The following is a 16,857-nucleotide window of genomic DNA, read 5'->3' as shown; positions in this document are numbered from 1 at the left end:
CGCCGCCTGCGGAACAGGCGACGTGCGGGGCAGTGCTCAGCGATGGAAAAGCGGTCTTACTCGTACTGGATCGTGAACGTTGCCTGCCCGTTGGCGACACCGGCACCGACGGTCCCGGCCTGGGTCTGCACATAGCGGGCCCGCAGCGGCAGGCTCATGACACTGGTACCCGGCGCGGTGGTGCCGACATTGATGGCCTGGCCGAAGCGGACTTCGCGTTCGGTGCTGCCATCACGCTGCACCATCTGGATGCCGATGCGGGTCGCGCTGTTGGTGGCCGCGCTCAGTTTCAGCACCCCCGGCATGTTCGAACTGTCCTGGTCGGCGTCGAGGCGGATGCCGATCTTGCTCTGGTAAGACGCAACGTTGCTGCCCTGGCAGTTCAGGCGGATCTCGAAGTCACGATCGACCGCGCGCGAACCGACGCCGGTGAAGCTGGTATTGGGCACGCTGCCGAAATCAACGGCGATGTTGCGGCTACCGGCCTCCACTTCGCAGGTCGGGCTGACCACGGTGGTGCCCGAACCGCGGAAGGTCGAGGTCAGCACTGGGCGGCTGGGGCCGTCGCCATCGAAGTAGTAGGTGGTGAAGCGGCCATTCGGCGCAATCACGCCCGAACCGGTCTGCGCGGCGGTCTTGATCAGCTGGATGCGGAACTGCCCACCGATCAGCGAGATGGTGGAGTTGGCGCCGAAGTTGATGGAATGCGGGTAATAGGTCTGGATCGCGCCGGAGTCGCGGAACAGGCGGATGCCCACACCGGCAACGCCGGTCTCGTAGACGTTGGCGAAGCCGGCCACCGGTCGCTTCTGCGGGGCATTGACGTACTCACCGGTCGAGCTGCCGCCATACCAGTAGTCACAACGGGCGACGCTGTTCTGCTGGTTGATCGGCACGCTGAGTTCCTTGATCACACCGCCCACCGGCGTGCTGGGCAGGATCACGATCTGGCCCATGTCCATCTGCACATCCTGGGCAACGAAACCGTTGATCTGGATGCGGCAGGCGGCGCTGGCCTGCTGCGCCAGCAGCGCGCCACCAAGCACGGCCAGCGTGGCCAGCAGCCTGCGGCCACGGAAAGGAATCATCGGCATGCTGCCTCCAGCGGAATGAAGCCGGTCTTGGACGCATCGGCGCCCGCCGGAACCTGGTAATCAATCGTGCAGCGCTGATCGGCACCGGCGCCCCACTCCACCAGCAGGCGGCCCTGGTTCTGTTCGCTGCGCACGTACAGGCGGCCGCCCTGGCTGACCATGCCCACCGGCTGGCCCTGCTCATCCTTGACCTGCGCGCCGAACGGCATGCTGCGGCCATCGGGGTTGCGGACCTGGATCAGCAGTGCATTGCCCTTGCGGGTGTCGAAGCGCAGGTAGCTGATGGCACCGGCGAACGGCGCGACCGACTGGCTGGTGCTTTCCAGCTCGACGTCGTGGGCCATGCCCTGCGGGTCGAGGGTGACGGTGTTGAGGCGGTACGGCGACACGTACGGCACCACCGCGTAACCGCGGCCGTCCACGCGCAGGCCCGGGGCGTTGCTGACGATGGCATCGCGCGCGCCCGGTGCTTCGACCAGCACCATGGTGTCGCCGCGCTGCGGGGTGAAGGTGAAGCCGCCCGGATGCACGACCACGCTGCCGTTGGCACCGACCGAGGCCTGGCGGAAATCACGCGAATGGCTGTAGGTCGCGTTCAGTGCCGAGTAGCGGCTGCGGTACTCGACATTGCCGACCGCGGTGGTGCCACCCTCGCGCGAATCGGACAGCGCCGCGCCATAGCTGAAGTTGTTGTCGACACCGGCAGAACCGGTGATGCCGACGCGGCTGTTGTCGTAGCCGCCGCGGTCGCGCATGCCGAGGTCGGCACTGAACGACACCGGGTGGGTGCCACGGCCCAGCGGCACGCTCATCGACAGCAGGTACTGGGTGTCGGAACGACCGAGCACGCCTTCTTCGGTACGCAGTGCGGAGAAACCGAAGTTCACCGAACGCCAGGCGTTGTTGTAGCCGACCTGGTACTGCTTGGAGGTGCCGGCGCGGTCGTAGAAGTCACGCACCGAGCCGGTCACGTACAGCGCGCCGCCGCGACGGCCCAGCGGCTGGTTCAGGGTCAGCTGGAACTGGCTGCGCTGGCGGCCACGGGTGGTCGGATCGATGCCGCGCTTGTCCGAATCGCGGCCATACAGCGCGTCCTGCAGGCTGTAGAAGCCGTCGGTCGAATAGCGGTACGCGGCCAGGGTCAGGTTGGTCCCGGTCTCGCCGATCATGTTGCTGTAGCTCAAGCGCACGCTGGCACCGGTGTGGTTGCCGTAGTGATCGAACGAGGTACGCGCATGGGTGACGTCGGCCGCGAACGCACCGACCGGCGTGGACAGGCCAACGCCGTACAGCAGCGACAGGTAGCCATCGCTCAGCGCACTGCCGCCGTACAGGGTCAGCTGGTTGCCGATGCCGCGCTGGTAGGTACCCTGCACCAGCCACGGCTCATCAGCCAGCAGCTTGTTGCGGACCTGGCCGGCGGTCAGCGCGTAGCGCGAGACGCCTTCGCGCAGCATCTGCGGCACCGAACCGAACGGCACCTTGAATTCGCGGCGGCGGCCATCGGCCTCGATCACGCTCACTTCCAGGTCGCCGCCGTAGCCGGTCGGGTACAGGTCGTCGATGACGAAGCTGCCCGGCGACACGGTGGAGGAATAGATCAGCTGCTGGTTCTGGCGCACTTCAACGCGCGCGTTGGTTTCGGCGATGCCGCGCACGACCGGCGCGTAGCCGCGCAGCGAGTCGGGCAGCATGCGGTCGTCGCTGGCCAGGCTGGCACCGCGGTAACCGATCGAATCGAACAGCTCGCCGGTGGTGTAGGCCTCACCGATGGTGAGCATGCCGCGCACCTGCGGGATGCCGCGCTGCGCGTAGGTGGCAATGCTCTGCCAGTGACGGCCATCGCCCTCGGACCAGGTCAGGTTCGAGTCGTGGCGGAACTGCCAGCCGCCCAGGTTCAGGCCGGCATTGAGGCCGAGGTAGGCGCTACGGTTGCGCTGGCCACCTTCAACGCGGCTGTCGCTGTCGATGGCATTGAAGCTGTAGCCGACAAAGCCGGCGTTGATGCCCCGGTCCCACAGCGCCGGATTGACGTAGCCGCGTGCTTCGCGGCGCAGGAACACCTGCGGGATGCTGAGGTCGTAGCGCAGGTTGCCGCTGTCATAGATGCCGTAGGCATTGGCCATGCGCTGCTGCACCGGCACGCAGCTGGTCTTGTCGGTCGGCAGCGTCGGGTCCTGCTGCAGCAGCACGGCCTCGCTGTCCACGCCCATTTCTTCCAGCATCGGCAGCGGCAGGCACGCATCGACGTGGCCCTGCGCGTCGGCCTTGAACTGCAGGTCGCGACGGCCCTGCCAGCCGCCGTTGACGTAGACGTCGACGCGGTAGGTGCCGGCCACCATCGGGTTGCCATTGCTGAAGGCTGCCAGGTCAACCTGCTTGGCCTGGCCGGACAGGAAGCTGGAATTGAACTGGGCCGATTCCGGGGCACGCGCATTGGCTGCGCCGCTCTGCGCCATCAGCGCCTGCTCGCCCAGATTGGCCGGCGCTGCCAGTGCCCATCCTGGGCAGGCCACGCCAGCTGCCAACAGGCAGATCGCCTGGTGGATCGACAATGTCAATCTGTTTCCGATCACACTGACATTCCTTCAATTCGCCGCGCGGCGGCGGTGGCGGGATGCGCAGGCCCTGGGCCAGCGCGGCGCGTTCAGCCCCCGGTGCTGCCGAGGCGGATCGTGTGTTCCACCCGGCCGCCGTAATCGTTGATGGTGATGAAGCGCACCTGGTCGGTGCCCGCCGGTGCGGCGAACTCCAGGCTCTGCTTCGGCGCGACCATTGCGCCCTTGTCCTCGACGGCCTTTTCGCTGCTGCCGGTCACGGCATGCACTTCGGCCAGCGTGACGTGGAACGGACTGGGGTTTTCCACGCGCAGGCGGTCACCCGTGCGGGTCCAGCGCAGCGCTGCCGGTGCGTCGTTGGCGACGCCCTTCAGGCCCTGCGGCCGGTAAAAGAGCTTCAGGCGCGAACGGAACGCGACCTGCAGGTAATTCTGTTCGCCCGTGTTGTCGGCGTTGTCCGGCGACGGCGGCACATCCAGCACGTTCAGCCAGAACACCGACTCACGGTCGGCCGGCAGTTGCGCACCGGAGAAGATCACGCGCAGCGCCTGGCTGCGGCCCGGCTCGACGCGCGCGATCGGCGGCGTCAGCACGAACGGGGCATCACTGGTATCGGCGGTCTGGTTGGCATCGCCACTGTCGATCCAGGCCTGCACCAGGGCCGGCGAGTCGCCCACGTTGTCGACCTGCACGGTGACTTCGCGCGCCTGCGCCGGGTAGATCACCCGCGTGCCATTGACCACCACGCCGGCCAGTGCGTCCTGGCAGAAGGGCAGCGTGAACGCTGCCAGCAGCAGCGCCCGGGGAAAGAATGCTTTCATCGGAAGTACTACGCTCGAGAGGTGTGGCCAGGGGCCGCGGAGCACTGGCCGGCGCGTACGCCGGCCAATGCGGGTACGGCGACGATCAGTTGTAGATGATCGTGTACTTGACGCTGCTGGTGACGTCGCCCGGGGTGGCGGCGGCAGTGGCGTAGTACTCAGCGTAGTAGTTCAGGTCGGCCGAGCCGTCGGTGCCGACGGTGACCCACTGCGAGTTGGTCTGGGCCAGGCCAGCGCCGGCAGCCTTGATCGGCAGGAACTGGTTGTTGGAGCCCAGCAGCTGCAGCTGCACGTTGGTGGCAGCGTTGGCCGAGGCCTGGTTGACCAGGCGGCCGCTGTTGAAGTCGACGGTCGAACCCGGCTCGAAGTAGGTGGCGACGTTGCCGGCGCTGCACTTGGTCAGGTTGATGGCGAACGGGGTACGGCCCGCAACGGCACCGGCAGTGGCCAGGGTGTTCTTGGACACGGTCGGCAGGTTGACGGCGAAGTCCTTGCCGCCCGGGGTCGAGATGGTGCAGGTCTTGTCGGTGACCTTGCCATTGAAGGTGATGGTGCCGTCGGCGGCATTGGCGGCCAGCGGAGCGGCGGCCAGCATCAGAGCGGCGATGAGAGTGTTCTTGTGCATTCGCTTTTACCTAACCCTACTGAAGAGATGAGAAGTAGAGGAGGAAGCAAGGAGCACTGCCGGGCTAACAAGACCCATCCTTGCGTCTCACCTGTGGCCGGACTCGGACATACCTTCCCCTGAATCCGTGACGCAAGTATAGGCACAAGTGTGATGAAAGTCTCATTATTTTTATGAACGCCAATTTATTGACGGCACAAATGTGACGTGCTAAGCGAAATGGCGCCCAGCAGGGCGTGGGGGATTTGACGCGGGCCCTGGCGGGCCGCAAACGACGTTCGATGACGCATTGAGTGACGCACCCGGCATGCGCGGAATCCGGCCTTTTTCAGGCGGAAATCAGCTTCTTTGATGCGCATCACTCTTTCTTGGTGATGGCCCTAGCAGATTCGAACTCGTCCTATTAAAGGCTGATCGAAGCTGTCGCTAACTAGGACACACCGAACCAGAGAACGTGTCATGAGGAACTCCATTCTGCTGTGCGTGGCCCTGATGTCCGTCAGTGCGCTGGCCCAGGCCAGCAGCGGCAACATCCGTTTCAGCGGCCGCATTGCCGAGCCGGGCTGCACGACGAACCTGTCCCAGGGCGAACTGAGCCTGGCGGCCTGCCCGCCGTCGGCCAAGGGCTCGACGGTGGAAGTGACGGCGCTGGCCGATGGCCAGGCTGCGACGCTGCGCGACGGCAAGCGCCAGGGCCAGAAGCTGTCGGTGTCCGCCAGCGCGATGCGCGCCGGCGATATCGCCTTCTCCGAACGCTACCGCGTCCAGGCTTCGCAGCAGCAGCCGCTGCAGGGCGCCTATCTGGTGGTCGTCGACTACCTGTAAGCGCCCGCCCTCACCGGCGCGGTCATTCCGGCTGCGGCAGCTCGAAGACCTGGCGCAGGTAAGCCAGGTAACCCGGGTCGTCGCACATGCTCTTGCCCGGCGAATCGCTGAGCTTGGCCACCGGCTGGCCATTGCAGCGGACCATCTTGATGACAATGTTGAGCGGCGTCGGGCCCAGATCATTGGTCAGGTGGGTGCCGACGCCGAATGCGACCTGGCAGCGACCGCGGAAGTAGTCGTACAGGCGCATCACCTTGGGAATGTCGAGCCCATCGCTGAACACCAGCACCTTGCTGCGCGGATCGACGCGGCGCTGCTGGAAGTGCGCCAGCATGCGGTCGCCCCAGTCGAACGGATCGCCCGAATCATGGCGGACGCCGTCGAACAGCTTGCAGAAGTACATGTCGAAGTCGCGCAGGAACGCGTCCAGGCCGACCACGTCGGACAGCGCGATGCCGAGGTCGCCGCGGTACTCGCGCGCCCACGATTCCAGTGCCGCCACCTGTGAGTCGCGCAGGCGCGGGCCCAGCGCCTGGAACGCCTGCAGGTACTCATGCGCCATGGTGCCATGCGGGGTCATGCCGTACAGCCGGGCGAAGTGCACGTTGCTGGTGCCGACCAGCTGCGGGCCAAGGGCATCGCGCAGCAACGGCAGCAGGCGCGCGTGCCAGTCACGCGAGTAGCGGCGGCGGCTGCCGTAGTCAGCAATGCGGCATTGCTCGAAGCCGGGGGTATCGCGCAGCAGCGCGGCCTTGGCCTGCAACCGGCGCTCGCCCTCGGCGAAGTCGGCCGTGGTGGTGTTGCGGAACCAGACTTCGTTGATGATCGCCAGCAGCGGCACTTCGAACAGGATGGTGTGCAGCCACGGGCCGGTGATGTCCAGCTCGATCTCACCAGGCACCGCCTTCGACGCGCGCAGCTGGATGTACTTGCGGTCGAGATGGAACAGGCCGAGGAAATCGGCGAAGTCCGGCTTTACGAAACGCAGGCCCCGCATGTAGTCCAGCTCTGCGTCACTGAAGCGCAGGGTGCACAGGTGGTCGATTTCTTCGTCGATCTGGTCGATGTAACGGGCCAGGTCGATGCCGGGGGTACGGCACTTGAACCGGTACTGCACCTGGGCGCCGGGATGCTGATGGAGCACCGCCTGCATCATGGTGAACTTGTACAGGTCGGTGTCGAGCAGGGACTGGATGATAGGCATGGGGCGGATTATGCGCCCGCCGGGGTGAACCGGGGGCGCGCCCGCCTTTCGTAGAGCCGAGCCCACGCTCGGCTGGATCTGCCTGAGCCGAGCGTGGGCTCGGCTCTACAACGACCTGCGCAGCAGGCGCGGCACCAGCATCAGCGCATGCGCCCAGATCGCCGCCCATACCGCAGCGCGCACCGGTAACGAGCGCTGCCTCGCCTCGAATTTCTGGAAGTAGCGCCACAGGCCCTTGTGCTTGTGCCATTCGACGAAGAACGGCCGCGAGCGGCTGGAGACACCACGCACGTGGGTCACCTGCAGATCGTTGGCGATCGCCACCACCGCGCCGGCCTCGCGCGCACGGCGGCACAGGTCCAGGTCTTCGGCATGCAGGCGATAGCCCGCATCCCAACCGCCGATGCGGTCGAACAGGACGCGCGGCATCATCAGCAACGCACCGGACAGCGCCGGCACCCGCTGCAGGGCCTGGTGCGGATCGCGCGGCACCGCCAGTTTCGAACCCCGGCCGGGCGACCGCAGCATCAACAGGAAATCGGGATCGCGACGGCGTACCGCCTCGTCGGCCTGGCCATGCTCGTCCAGCTGCTCGACACCAAGCAGGCAATCGCCGAGCGCCTCGGCACGGCGGCGCAGCTCGGCCAGGGTATCCGCTTCGACCATCAGGTCCGGGTTGATGAAGGCCAGCCACGGGCTGATCGAGTCGGCCACGCCCTGGTTGTTGGCGGCGGCAAAACCGGGATTGTCCGGATTGCCGACGAAACGCACGCGGGCATCATGGCTGGCATGCCGCTGCACGATGTCCAGCGTGCCATCCAGCGAACCATTGTCGATCACCCGGATCTCGGCCACATCCTGCGCCTGGCGCAGGCGCGAGAGGCAGGCATCGATGGTGCTGCCACTCTGGTAGGTGACGACAATGGCGGCAATGGCAACATTCAAGCGGGTGGCTCCGGCGCGGGCGGGACGAACAGGTCGCCCTGTTCGCGCGGCATTATCGCCTGCTGCATGCGCTGTTGCAGGTCGGCACGCAGTCCATGCAGCGGATCATGCATCAGGAAGTCGGCCAGCCGTGGCACCCAGCCCGGCCAGCGCGCGGCCAGCGCTTCAAGATCACCGTCGCGGCTGATCGCCTCCCCTGCCCGGCTGACAAAGGCCGTCTCGCACAGCACGTTGCGCCATCCCAGCCCGGCCATGCGCAGGCTGAGATCGACCAGTGCGGCGTTCCAGCCGGCGTAGCTGTCCACGTCCAGGCCACCGGCCCGACGGCGCGCATTGCCGCGCACCAGTACCGCATGGGTGACCGCCGAAGGCAGTTCCGGATGCAGCGTCGGCAGCGTGGCACAGGTGTGCGCCAGCACGGCCGGGTCCTGTGGTTCGGGATTGATCTCGCCCAGCCGTGGCCAGGCCGCCGTTTCCCCGGCATTGCACCACGGTGTCGCGGTGGCGATGGCGGCATCGCGGGCGAAGGCGTCCTGCAGCTGCTGCAGCCAGCCCGGCGCCGGCACGCTGTCCGGTGCCAGCACTGCCACGTCCAGGCCATCGCAGGCCCGCAGCATTTCATCAAGGTGGGCGACTTCGCCCAGTGGCCGTGCGCGCCGGGTGTATTCGGCCTGCAGCGGCGTATGTGCCAACCAGTGCTCCACCACCGCCTGTGCACGCGGACCGGTCTGCGCATCGTCGGCCAGCCAGACCGCGGTACCCGGCGCGGTGCCGGCATCCAGCGCCGCCAGGCAGCGGTCGAGCGCAGCGTCGTCCACGCACAGCGGCAACAACACGATCGCCCCCATCCCGCCTCCGTGGTTGTCGGTGCCCACAGCCTAGCACTGGCAGGGTATCGGCCGGGTTGCACCCGGCACCCGCGGTAGTGCCGGCCGCTGGCCGGCAACCTCAACAGCAAAAGCGTGCATTCCGAGGGTTGGCGGGGTGGGTCCGGTTGCGGGGGACGCCGTAAATACGTCCATGTAGGCTCGGTCGCCGCATCCATGCGGCTCACGCCCCCGCAACCGGACCCACCCCGCCTTCGACAGATTCCGGCTGCTGTGGGTGGGTGTCGACCTTGGTCGACACGGTGGATCCACGCCATGCGTGGATGAGCGTCACATCGATCGGAATGGGCTTTTGTAGAGTCGAGCCATGCTCGACTGCTTCATGCGCGATGCGTGCAAGGGTACGAGCTCACGCGCCGCTGGCCACCGGGCGGCTGCTGTCGCTGACCCAACCGCTCCAGGAATCGGCGTAGATGCGGGCGCCGGACAAACCGGCCGATTCCATCGCCAGCAGCAGATGGCAGGCCGTCACGCCAGAGCCGCACATCAGCACCACCTGTTGCGGATCGCGGTTGCCGATCACGCCCTGCAGTTCGGCGCGCAGTTCCTGTGCATCACGCAGGCGGCCGTCGAGGACGTTCAGGGCGAACGGCCGGTTGACCGCACCCGGCACGTGGCCGGCGACCGGGTCCAGCGGCTCCACTTCGCCACGGAAACGTTCGCCCGCACGGGCATCGACCAGCCAACCCGGCGCGTGCTTCAACCGCGCAGAGATTTCATCGGCATTGGCGATCTGGGTGGTATCGAAACGGCCCGGATAGGCCGGCAGCGCTGCTGCCGCCTCCTGCCCGGTTGCCAGCGGATGGCCGGCAGCCTGCCAGGCGGCGATGCCGCCGTCGAGCACCGCCACCCGGCCATGGCCGAGCAGGCGCAGCAACCACCACAGCCGCGCGGCGGCCATGCTGCCGTCGCTGCCGTCGTAGACCACCACCTTGGTATCCGGACCAATGCCCCATTGGCCCAGCTTCGCGGCGAAGGCGTTGCTGTCCGGCAGCGGATGGCGGCCATGGCCGACGCGGGACAGGTCGGACAGGTCGCGATTGAGATCGGCGTAGACCGCACCCGGGATGTGCCCTGCAAGGTACTGGCCGCCACCGGCCTGCGGATCAGCCAGCGAGGACCGCGCATCGACCACGCGTACGGCGGTACTGGCAGTAGCACGTGCGTCGACCACGCGAACGCCCTCGCCCAATGCAGCGGCCAGGGTGGCGACATCGACCAGGGTGGTCCACGGCGGATCGATCGGCTTCATTGCACTTGCTCCAGGCGGCGACGCAGGTTGTAGAGGATGGCCGCGGTCGCGCCCCAGATGCGCTGGCCCGGCCAGCCGTATTCAAGGACGTGGCGGATGCGGCCGCGATGATTGATTTCGACCTGGCGCAGGTTGTCGGCAGCCATCAGGTAGTCCAACGGCACCTCGAACACCTCGGCCACTTCGCTGGGTTGCGGCACCGGCACGAAGTCCGGATCCACCACCGCCACCACCGGCGTGACCCGGTAACCGGTGATCGTCACGAAGGGATCCAGGTAGCCCAGCGCCTGCACCTGGCCGGGCGCCAGCGCGATTTCTTCCTGGCTCTCGCGCAGCGCAGCGGCCAGTGCATCGCGGTCGTCCGGTTCGGTGCGACCGCCGGGGAACCCGACCTGGCCACCATGGGTGCGCAGGGTCTCGGTACGGCGGGTGAGAATCACCTGTGCGCCGTTGGCACGCGGCACGATGCCGGCCAGCACCGCCGCTTCCACGGGGGGGCCGGGCGGCAGGAGGTCGATCAGTTCACTGCGGTTCCAGCCGTCGCCAAGCGGCGGCACGGCCAGTGGATGCAGCGCGCGCATCAGGCGTTCGTGATCGGCCAGCGAGCCACGCAATGATTGCTGCAGCTGTTCACGCAGGGGTTGCACGCGATGCAGGATGCGGCTGCGTTCCTCGTTGCTCATCGACGACCACCGCGCGATCTCATCGAGATGCCGCCCGCAGCCGGCGCACCGCCGGTCCGGATCCAGCGTGCACACTCCGATGCAGGGACTTGCGACAACACGCGCCGATTCTTCCGTTGTTTGCACCCTGCAACAGTAGCGCGAGTGGGCTGGATTTGCGCGTCAGGCACTGCGCAAACAAAAACGCGCCGGTGGGATCACCGGCGCGTTTCGTTTACTGCTTCGATATTACTTGACGCTGACCAGCTTGATCTCGAACTGCACAGCCACGTTCGGCGGGAACGGGGTGCGCGGGTCGGCACCGTAGGCCTGGTCCGGCGGCAGGGTGACTTCCCACTTCGAGCCTGCCGGCATCTGCAGCAGGGTCTCGCGCATGGCCTTCATTTCGACTTCGCTGACCTTGATCGACGGGATCTGCTGGGCCGGGCGGGCTTCGGTCGGGCGCTGGCCGTACGGGAACGGACCGGCCACTTCCAGCTGCACGGTGCTGGCCTGGGTCGGCTTGGCACCCTTGCCGGCTTCGATCACGCGGTACTGGACGCCGCTCGGCAGGGACTGCACGCCGGCCTTGGCCTTGTTCGCTGCGATGAACTGATCACTCTTGGTCTTGTTTTCGGCAGCGGCCTTTTCGTACTCGGCCTTGGCGGCCTGGGCACGGCCCTGCTCGCGCTTCTGGAACGCTTCAACGGCCGGCTTCAGCTGCTCGGCGGTGATCGCCGGCTGCTTCTTGGCGTAGGCATCCTGCAGGCCCTTCACCACCGAGTTGATGTCCAGCTGCTCACCACGACCGGTCAGCTCCGCCAGGTTGTTGCCGTAGTCGTAACCGAAGTAGTAGCTCAGCTTGCCCTTTTCGGACGAGACGTCCTGGGCGAAGGCATTGCCCGTCAGGGCCAGGGCCGCGACGGCGACCGCGATAGAACGCAACTTCATCAAACAGTTCTCCAGGGGTGGTAACTCAGGGACGTTCTGCGCCGCCCTGAGGCGACGGGTTAGGATAACGGGCGCAACGTGTAACCGCTACTCACGATGCAGGCTATGACCCGTCTGCGTTCGCGGAGTTCAATCTCACTTTTTTTTAACGTTCCAGGAGTTTCCCCGTGGCCGATGCCCTGATCGCTGTCGCCGACGACGGCGCCATCCGCACCGTGACCGTCCAGCGCCCGGACAAGCTCAACGCCCTCAATGCCGCGACCCTGCAGGCGCTGGCCGAGGCGTTCAGCGCCGCCGCCGCCGACCCGGAGGTACGCGTGGTGGTGCTGACCGGCGCCGGCCCCAAGGCCTTCGTGGCCGGCGCCGACATCGCGGAAATGAACACCCTCAGCGCCGTTCAGGGACGTGATTTCTCGTTGCTGGGCCAGGCCCTGATGCGCCAGATCGAACGCATGCCCAAGCCGGTCATCGCGCGCGTGAACGGATTTGCGCTGGGCGGCGGCCTGGAACTGGCGATGGCCTGCCATCTGCGCATCGCCGCCGATACCGCCAAGGTCGGCCAACCGGAAATCAACCTCGGCCTGATTCCCGGCTTCGGCGGCAGCCAGCGCCTGCTGCGCCTGTGCGGTCGCGCCGCCACCCTGGAGCTGTGCCTGCTGGGGGCGCCGGTCAACGCCGCGCGTGCGCTGGAACTGGGCATCGTCAACGAGGTGGTCGCCGCCGACGCGCTGGACAACCGCGTGCAGGACGTGGCCCGCCAGCTGGCACGTTCGGCGCCGCTGGCCCTGCGCGGCCTGCTCGATGCGGTGCACGTGGGCGGCGAGTGCAGCCTGGAAGCGGGGCTGGAGTACGAAAGCGCACAGTTCGGCCTGCTGTTTGCCACCGAGGACATGCGCGAAGGCACCAGTGCCTTCCTGCAGCGCCGTCCGCCGGCCTTCCAGAACCGCTGACGCCATGGCATCCCGACCCAACCCCGCGCAGCTGTTCGCCCGGGTCCAGGCAGACGATCTCGATGGCGCCCTGCAGGCCGGGCTGATGGACTATGTCGCCCGTGCCGGCGACGAACAGTTGCTGCCCGGCCACCCCGAGTTGCCGCATCGCCTGCAGCAGGCCCAGCAGCAGTTGCACGCGGCCTGGGCGGCGCGCGAACGCTATCGCGCCCGCGCGGTGCGCCTGGCGCGCCGTGAGGCCGAACGCGACGCACGCCGGACACCCGCCCCGGCACCGGACGTGAAGCCGGCCCTGCCCGCGGCAGCGGCGGCCATCCTCGCCCGGGCCAAGGCCCGCGCCACCGGCAAGGAGCAGTAATGGCCACGGTGAAGAAGACCGCGCGCGCACCGGCGCGCCGTGGCGGCGTGATGCCGCGTGCCGACGTGGTGGAAATGTTCACCCGCCTGCGCGAACTCAATCCGCACCCGAAGACCGAACTGGAATACAGTTCGCCGTTCGAACTGCTGGTGGCGGTGGCGCTGTCGGCACAGGCCACCGACGTCGGCGTCAACAAGGCCACGCGCCGCCTGTTCCCGGTGGCCAACACGCCGGCGAAGATCCTCGCGCTGGGCGAGGACGGCCTGAAGCAGTACATCGCCACCATCGGCCTGTTCAACGCCAAGGCGAAGAACGTGATCGCCACCTGCGCGATCCTGCTGGAGAAGCATGGCGGCGAAGTGCCGCGTGACCGCGACGCGCTGGAAGCGCTGCCCGGCGTCGGCCGCAAGACCGCCAACGTGGTGCTCAACACGGCGTTCGGCGAGCCGGTGATGGCGGTGGATACGCATATCTTCCGCGTGGCCAACCGCACCGGGCTGGCCCCCGGCAAGAACGTGCGCGAGGTGGAAGACAAACTGGTGAAGGCGATTCCGGCCGAGTTCCTGCTCGACGCGCATCACTGGCTGATCCTGCACGGCCGCTATGTGTGCAAGGCGCGCAAGCCGGATTGCCCGGGCTGCGTGATTGCCGACCTGTGCCGGTTCAAGGACAAGACCACGGCCGAAGCGTGACGCGGACCGTGTTGTGACGAAACGAAGACGGCAGGCACCAGGCCCGCCGTCTCGCTTTCAGACACTGTGTTTCAGGTGATCAGAACGACAGGTCGCCCCAGACGCCGAATTCCTTGGTCTTGTCGTTCTTCTTGTCGCCGGCGTTGGCCAGGTGCGTGTACTTGTACACGGTCGACAGCTTGAGGTTCTTCATGACCGGGAACTCGACGCCGACGTTCCAGTACTTGTCGCTCAGGGTCGGGTCCAGGGTCTTGCTGACGTCGGTGTCATCGTAACGACCGAACACGTTGATGCCGCCGTCGGTGACGCGCACGCTGCCCCACACCGACCAGCCGCTGGTCTTGTCGGTGGCAACGGTCAGCACGTTGTTGAGGTTCTTGGCCTGGAAGTACTCGCCACCGACGCGGAAGTTGCTGTCGGCGTAGGCCACCATCGCGTTGGCGCGGGTGTAGGTGTTCTCGGCGCTCTGGATGTCGGTTTCCTTGCCCAGCTTGCCGCTGTAGCCACCGACGGCGACCACGAAGTTCTCGTTCGGGGTGTAGGCCACGCGGCCTTCCACGTCCATGCCCTTGCTGCGGGTCGGGTTCTTGTAACCGGCGCCGGACACGACCGAGACGGCGTAGTTGAAGTTGTTGCCCAGGTTGCCGAAGCCATGCAGGCCCCAGTCGGACGAGTTGCCGTACTTCAGGCGATCGGTCAGCGTGTTCTCGACATAACGCATGCCGTAGAACTTCTCGACGTACGGGATCCACGGCATGTCGGCGGCGCCGACGCGCAGGTTGAAGGCCGGGTCGAAGCTGCCCTGCACGTAGGCTTTCTTGACGAACAGTTCGGTGTTGCCGATGGCCGAGCTGTACTGGAAGTCGGTGGTCAGGTTCGCCGACCAGATGTCGTTGAACTTGTGGTCGACGGTCAGGTAGAAGCGCTTGACGTCCAGGCCGGTGCCGCTGGCGGCGGTGTCCTTGCCGTTGCTGGTCTTGTCGATGTTGGTCAGGTCGAAGAACATGCGACCGCCAATCTTGTTGTCATTGACCAGCTTGGCCAGCTTGTCGACGCTGGTCTGGGTCTTCTGCGCACCTTCCAGGGCCTGGGCCTGGGTGATGTTCACTTCAGACTGCGCGTCGGACTGCGCCTGCAGCGCCTGCGAGTCGCTCTGCAGCTGCTGGACCTGGGCCTGCAGAGCAGCGATCTGCGCCTGCAGCTGCTGCAGCTGTGCCTGGGATACGCCCGTGCTGGCGGGAGCTGCGAAGGCGTCGGCGGAAACCAGACCGAGGCTTGCAACGACCGCGGCGGCGAGCAAATGGGAACGCATTTTGGATTTCTCCAGAGGGTTGGAATGGCTTGGGCAGAACGCCACGCCGGCAGGCCGGTCAAGCGTTTTGCTAACATTCCGTTAAAACCATGACAGCCGAATGACAACCTGAGCACCAACCACAGATTTCTTCGTGCGGTCATGCGTACGACGCATTTGCCGCGCCATCCTTGTCGATCCCTTGCGGCATATGGCGTGATGTATCGGCGTCGACGCGCTGGCCGCCGCCGCGCGGCGTCCACCTGCCGCGCCGGTTGCGCGCGGAAAACGCCGGATCGCTGCGGAATGCCCGGAACACGCATGCATCGGACAGGCCATCAGCGACATATAGAAAGGGGTCACAACGGCTGCGTCGTTCCTTCACGCCCCTGCTCCACGGGCGCCGGGCAACGCTGTCATGGATGCGTCATACAACGGTCCCCGCGCTGTCATCGAACCGTTATGGAATGTGCACCGGGCGGGTAACCCCGCATCCCAATCAACCCAGGAGCCACCCCGTGATCCACGCCTTCAAGTCGCGCGTTGCCGTTGCCGTCTTCGCAGCGTCGTCCGTGTTCGCCGCCAACGCCGCTGAAATCACCGGCGCGGGCGCCTCGTTCATCTACCCGGTGATGTCGAAGTGGTCGGCCGACTACAACGCCGCCACCAGCAACAAGGTCAACTACCAGTCGATCGGCTCCGGCGGTGGTATCGCCCAGATCAAGGCCAAGACCGTTGATTTCGGCTCCTCCGACGCCCCGCTGAAGCCGGAAGAACTGGCTGCTTCGGGCCTGGCCCAGTTCCCGTCGGTGATCGGCGGCGTGGTGCCGGTGGTCAACGTGGCCGGCATCGCTCCGGGCGCGGTGAAGCTGGACGGCACCGTGCTGGCCAACATCTTCCTGGGCAAGATCAAGACCTGGAACGACCCGGCCATCGCCGCGCTGAACCCGGGCCTGACCCTGCCGAGCGCCAAGATCACCGTCGTGCACCGTTCGGACGGTTCGGGCACCACCTTCAACTTCGTCAACTACCTGTCCAAGGTCAGCCCGGAGTGGAAGAGCTCGGTCGGTGAAGGCACCTCGGTCCAGTGGCCGGCCGGCATCGGCGGCAAGGGCAACGAAGGCGTTGCTGCCTACGTGAAGCAGATCAAGGGCGGCATCGGCTACGTCGAACTGTCCTACGCGCTGCAGAACAAGCTGTCGTACACCGCGATGAAGAATGCCGCCGGCAAGTTCGTGCAGCCGAGCGACGCCTCGTTCGCCGCCGCTGCCGCCAGCGCCGACTGGGCCAGCGCCAAGGACTTCTACCTGGTGATGACCAACGCCCCGGGCGCCGAGTCCTGGCCGATCACCGCGACCAACTTCATCCTGGTGCACAAGAAGCCGAAGAACGCTGCCAACGGCAAGGCCACCCAGGAGTTCTTCCGCTGGGTCTACAAGAGCGGCGACGCCCAGGCCCGCCAGCTGGACTACGTGCCGCTGCCGGACAGCCTGGTCCGCCAGATCGAGACCTACTGGTCGCAGAACCTGAAGTAAGCAAGCGCGTTCCCCCGCAGGAACGGGATCGGCGGGTCCTCTCTCCCCCGCCGATCCCACCCGGGCGCGAGATCCTCGAGATCTCGCGCCTTTCTCGTTTGCCGGTGGCGTCGAGCTTGCTCGACTGCCCGGGTGGGTAGAGTCGAGCTTGCTCGACTGCTCCTGGTCGGTAGAGTCGAGCTTGCTCGACTGCTCCTGGTCGGCCCT

General features: G+C 66.5%; 17 protein-coding genes. 5 read left to right on the top strand and 12 right to left on the bottom strand.

The window, feature by feature from the left end; all coding sequences use genetic code 11:
- Positions 1–56: 56 nt before the first annotated feature.
- The 4 genes from N7590_RS11640 to N7590_RS11625 form a co-directional block, all read right to left on the bottom strand.
- Positions 57–1,094, bottom strand: coding sequence for a fimbrial protein (locus tag N7590_RS11640; RefSeq protein WP_164242540.1), 1,038 nt, complete (start codon positions 1,092–1,094; stop codon positions 57–59).
- The gene (locus N7590_RS11635; RefSeq protein ID WP_345781937.1) at positions 1,085–3,649 is read right to left on the bottom strand and encodes a fimbria/pilus outer membrane usher protein; all 2,565 of its coding nucleotides are present in this window, start codon (positions 3,647–3,649) and stop codon (positions 1,085–1,087) included. The genes N7590_RS11640 and N7590_RS11635 overlap by 10 nt, the downstream gene beginning before the upstream one ends.
- A gap of 92 nt (positions 3,650–3,741) precedes the next feature.
- The gene (locus N7590_RS11630; protein WP_008266722.1) at positions 3,742–4,473 is read right to left on the bottom strand and encodes a molecular chaperone; all 732 of its coding nucleotides are present in this window, start codon (positions 4,471–4,473) and stop codon (positions 3,742–3,744) included.
- An 85-nt stretch (positions 4,474–4,558) separates the two neighbouring features.
- A complete protein-coding gene (locus N7590_RS11625) occupies positions 4,559–5,098 on the bottom strand; it encodes a fimbrial protein (protein ID WP_004154162.1) in 540 nt (179 codons plus the stop codon).
- A gap of 459 nt (positions 5,099–5,557) precedes the next feature.
- On the opposite strand from N7590_RS11625, the gene N7590_RS11620 reads away from it, so the two are divergent.
- Complete coding sequence (locus N7590_RS11620; protein ID WP_004154160.1) at positions 5,558–5,923, top strand: hypothetical protein; 366 nt, start codon at positions 5,558–5,560, stop codon at positions 5,921–5,923.
- Positions 5,924–5,945: 22 nt separating this feature from the next.
- Here N7590_RS11620 and pncB read toward each other — a convergent pair whose 3' ends face one another.
- The 6 genes from pncB to N7590_RS11590 all read right to left on the bottom strand — a co-directional run bounded on the left by pncB (position 5,946) and on the right by N7590_RS11590 (position 11,824).
- Positions 5,946–7,127 carry a nicotinate phosphoribosyltransferase gene (gene pncB, locus N7590_RS11615; protein ID WP_008264910.1) on the bottom strand — a complete coding sequence of 394 codons (1,182 nt, stop codon included), beginning with the start codon at positions 7,125–7,127 and terminating at the stop codon, positions 5,946–5,948.
- A 105-nt stretch (positions 7,128–7,232) separates the two neighbouring features.
- Positions 7,233–8,072 (bottom strand): glycosyltransferase family 2 protein, encoded by an 840-nt coding sequence (locus N7590_RS11610; protein ID WP_164242541.1) that lies wholly within the window; start codon positions 8,070–8,072, stop codon positions 7,233–7,235.
- Positions 8,069–8,920 (bottom strand): glycosyltransferase, encoded by an 852-nt coding sequence (locus N7590_RS11605; RefSeq protein WP_049456281.1) that lies wholly within the window; start codon positions 8,918–8,920, stop codon positions 8,069–8,071. Before N7590_RS11605 ends, N7590_RS11610 begins: the two co-directional genes overlap by 4 nt.
- Positions 8,921–9,308: 388 nt before the next feature.
- A complete protein-coding gene (locus N7590_RS11600; protein WP_164242956.1) occupies positions 9,309–10,211 on the bottom strand; it encodes a sulfurtransferase in 903 nt (300 codons plus the stop codon).
- Positions 10,208–11,020 carry a CoA pyrophosphatase gene (locus tag N7590_RS11595; RefSeq protein WP_053512056.1) on the bottom strand — a complete coding sequence of 271 codons (813 nt, stop codon included), beginning with the start codon at positions 11,018–11,020 and terminating at the stop codon, positions 10,208–10,210. The genes N7590_RS11600 and N7590_RS11595 overlap by 4 nt, the downstream gene beginning before the upstream one ends.
- A gap of 102 nt (positions 11,021–11,122) precedes the next feature.
- Positions 11,123–11,824 (bottom strand): FKBP-type peptidyl-prolyl cis-trans isomerase N-terminal domain-containing protein, encoded by a 702-nt coding sequence (locus N7590_RS11590; RefSeq protein WP_005408797.1) that lies wholly within the window; start codon positions 11,822–11,824, stop codon positions 11,123–11,125.
- Positions 11,825–11,991: 167 nt separating this feature from the next.
- Between N7590_RS11590 and N7590_RS11585 the strand changes: the two genes are divergently transcribed.
- The 3 genes from N7590_RS11585 to nth are packed head-to-tail and all read left to right on the top strand — an operon-like array spanning position 11,992 to position 13,824.
- Positions 11,992–12,774, top strand: coding sequence for an enoyl-CoA hydratase-related protein (locus N7590_RS11585; RefSeq protein WP_164242957.1), 783 nt, complete (start codon positions 11,992–11,994; stop codon positions 12,772–12,774).
- A gap of 4 nt (positions 12,775–12,778) precedes the next feature.
- Positions 12,779–13,132: a hypothetical protein gene (locus N7590_RS11580; RefSeq protein WP_164242958.1), complete on the top strand. Its 354-nt coding sequence runs from the start codon at positions 12,779–12,781 to the stop codon at positions 13,130–13,132.
- Positions 13,132–13,824, top strand: a complete 693-nt coding sequence (gene nth / locus N7590_RS11575; RefSeq protein WP_053449246.1) for an endonuclease III — start codon at positions 13,132–13,134, stop codon at positions 13,822–13,824. The genes N7590_RS11580 and nth overlap by 1 nt, the downstream gene beginning before the upstream one ends.
- A 79-nt stretch (positions 13,825–13,903) precedes the next feature.
- Here nth and N7590_RS11570 read toward each other — a convergent pair whose 3' ends face one another.
- Positions 13,904–15,136: a porin gene (locus tag N7590_RS11570; protein ID WP_053449245.1), complete on the bottom strand. Its 1,233-nt coding sequence runs from the start codon at positions 15,134–15,136 to the stop codon at positions 13,904–13,906.
- A 139-nt stretch (positions 15,137–15,275) separates the two neighbouring features.
- Positions 15,276–15,500, bottom strand: coding sequence for a hypothetical protein (locus N7590_RS11565; protein WP_164242959.1), 225 nt, complete (start codon positions 15,498–15,500; stop codon positions 15,276–15,278).
- Positions 15,501–15,633: 133 nt separating this feature from the next.
- On the opposite strand from N7590_RS11565, the gene pstS reads away from it, so the two are divergent.
- A complete protein-coding gene (pstS, locus tag N7590_RS11560) occupies positions 15,634–16,650 on the top strand; it encodes a phosphate ABC transporter substrate-binding protein PstS (protein WP_164242960.1) in 1,017 nt (338 codons plus the stop codon).
- Positions 16,651–16,857 lie beyond the last annotated feature (207 nt).

Origin of the sequence: Stenotrophomonas sp. GD04024, assembly GCF_029837545.1 — a bacterium.
GTDB lineage: Bacteria > Pseudomonadota > Gammaproteobacteria > Xanthomonadales > Xanthomonadaceae > Stenotrophomonas > Stenotrophomonas forensis.
This window is presented reverse-complemented; position numbering and strand designations above follow the sequence as displayed.

Coding starts and splice junctions, on each gene's coding strand:
- N7590_RS11580 (WP_164242958.1), top strand. CDS start 12,779: ATGGCATCCCGACCCAACCCCGCGCAGCTGTTCGCCCGGGTCCAGGCA.
- N7590_RS11605 (WP_049456281.1), bottom strand. CDS start 8,920: ATGGGGGCGATCGTGTTGTTGCCGCTGTGCGTGGACGACGCTGCGCTC.
- N7590_RS11640 (WP_164242540.1), bottom strand. CDS start 1,094: ATGCCGATGATTCCTTTCCGTGGCCGCAGGCTGCTGGCCACGCTGGCC.
- N7590_RS11570 (WP_053449245.1), bottom strand. CDS start 15,136: ATGCGTTCCCATTTGCTCGCCGCCGCGGTCGTTGCAAGCCTCGGTCTG.
- N7590_RS11625 (WP_004154162.1), bottom strand. CDS start 5,098: ATGCACAAGAACACTCTCATCGCCGCTCTGATGCTGGCCGCCGCTCCG.
- nth (WP_053449246.1), top strand. CDS start 13,132: ATGGCCACGGTGAAGAAGACCGCGCGCGCACCGGCGCGCCGTGGCGGC.
- N7590_RS11600 (WP_164242956.1), bottom strand. CDS start 10,211: ATGAAGCCGATCGATCCGCCGTGGACCACCCTGGTCGATGTCGCCACC.
- N7590_RS11590 (WP_005408797.1), bottom strand. CDS start 11,824: ATGAAGTTGCGTTCTATCGCGGTCGCCGTCGCGGCCCTGGCCCTGACG.
- pncB (WP_008264910.1), bottom strand. CDS start 7,127: ATGCCTATCATCCAGTCCCTGCTCGACACCGACCTGTACAAGTTCACC.
- N7590_RS11630 (WP_008266722.1), bottom strand. CDS start 4,473: ATGAAAGCATTCTTTCCCCGGGCGCTGCTGCTGGCAGCGTTCACGCTG.
- N7590_RS11620 (WP_004154160.1), top strand. CDS start 5,558: ATGAGGAACTCCATTCTGCTGTGCGTGGCCCTGATGTCCGTCAGTGCG.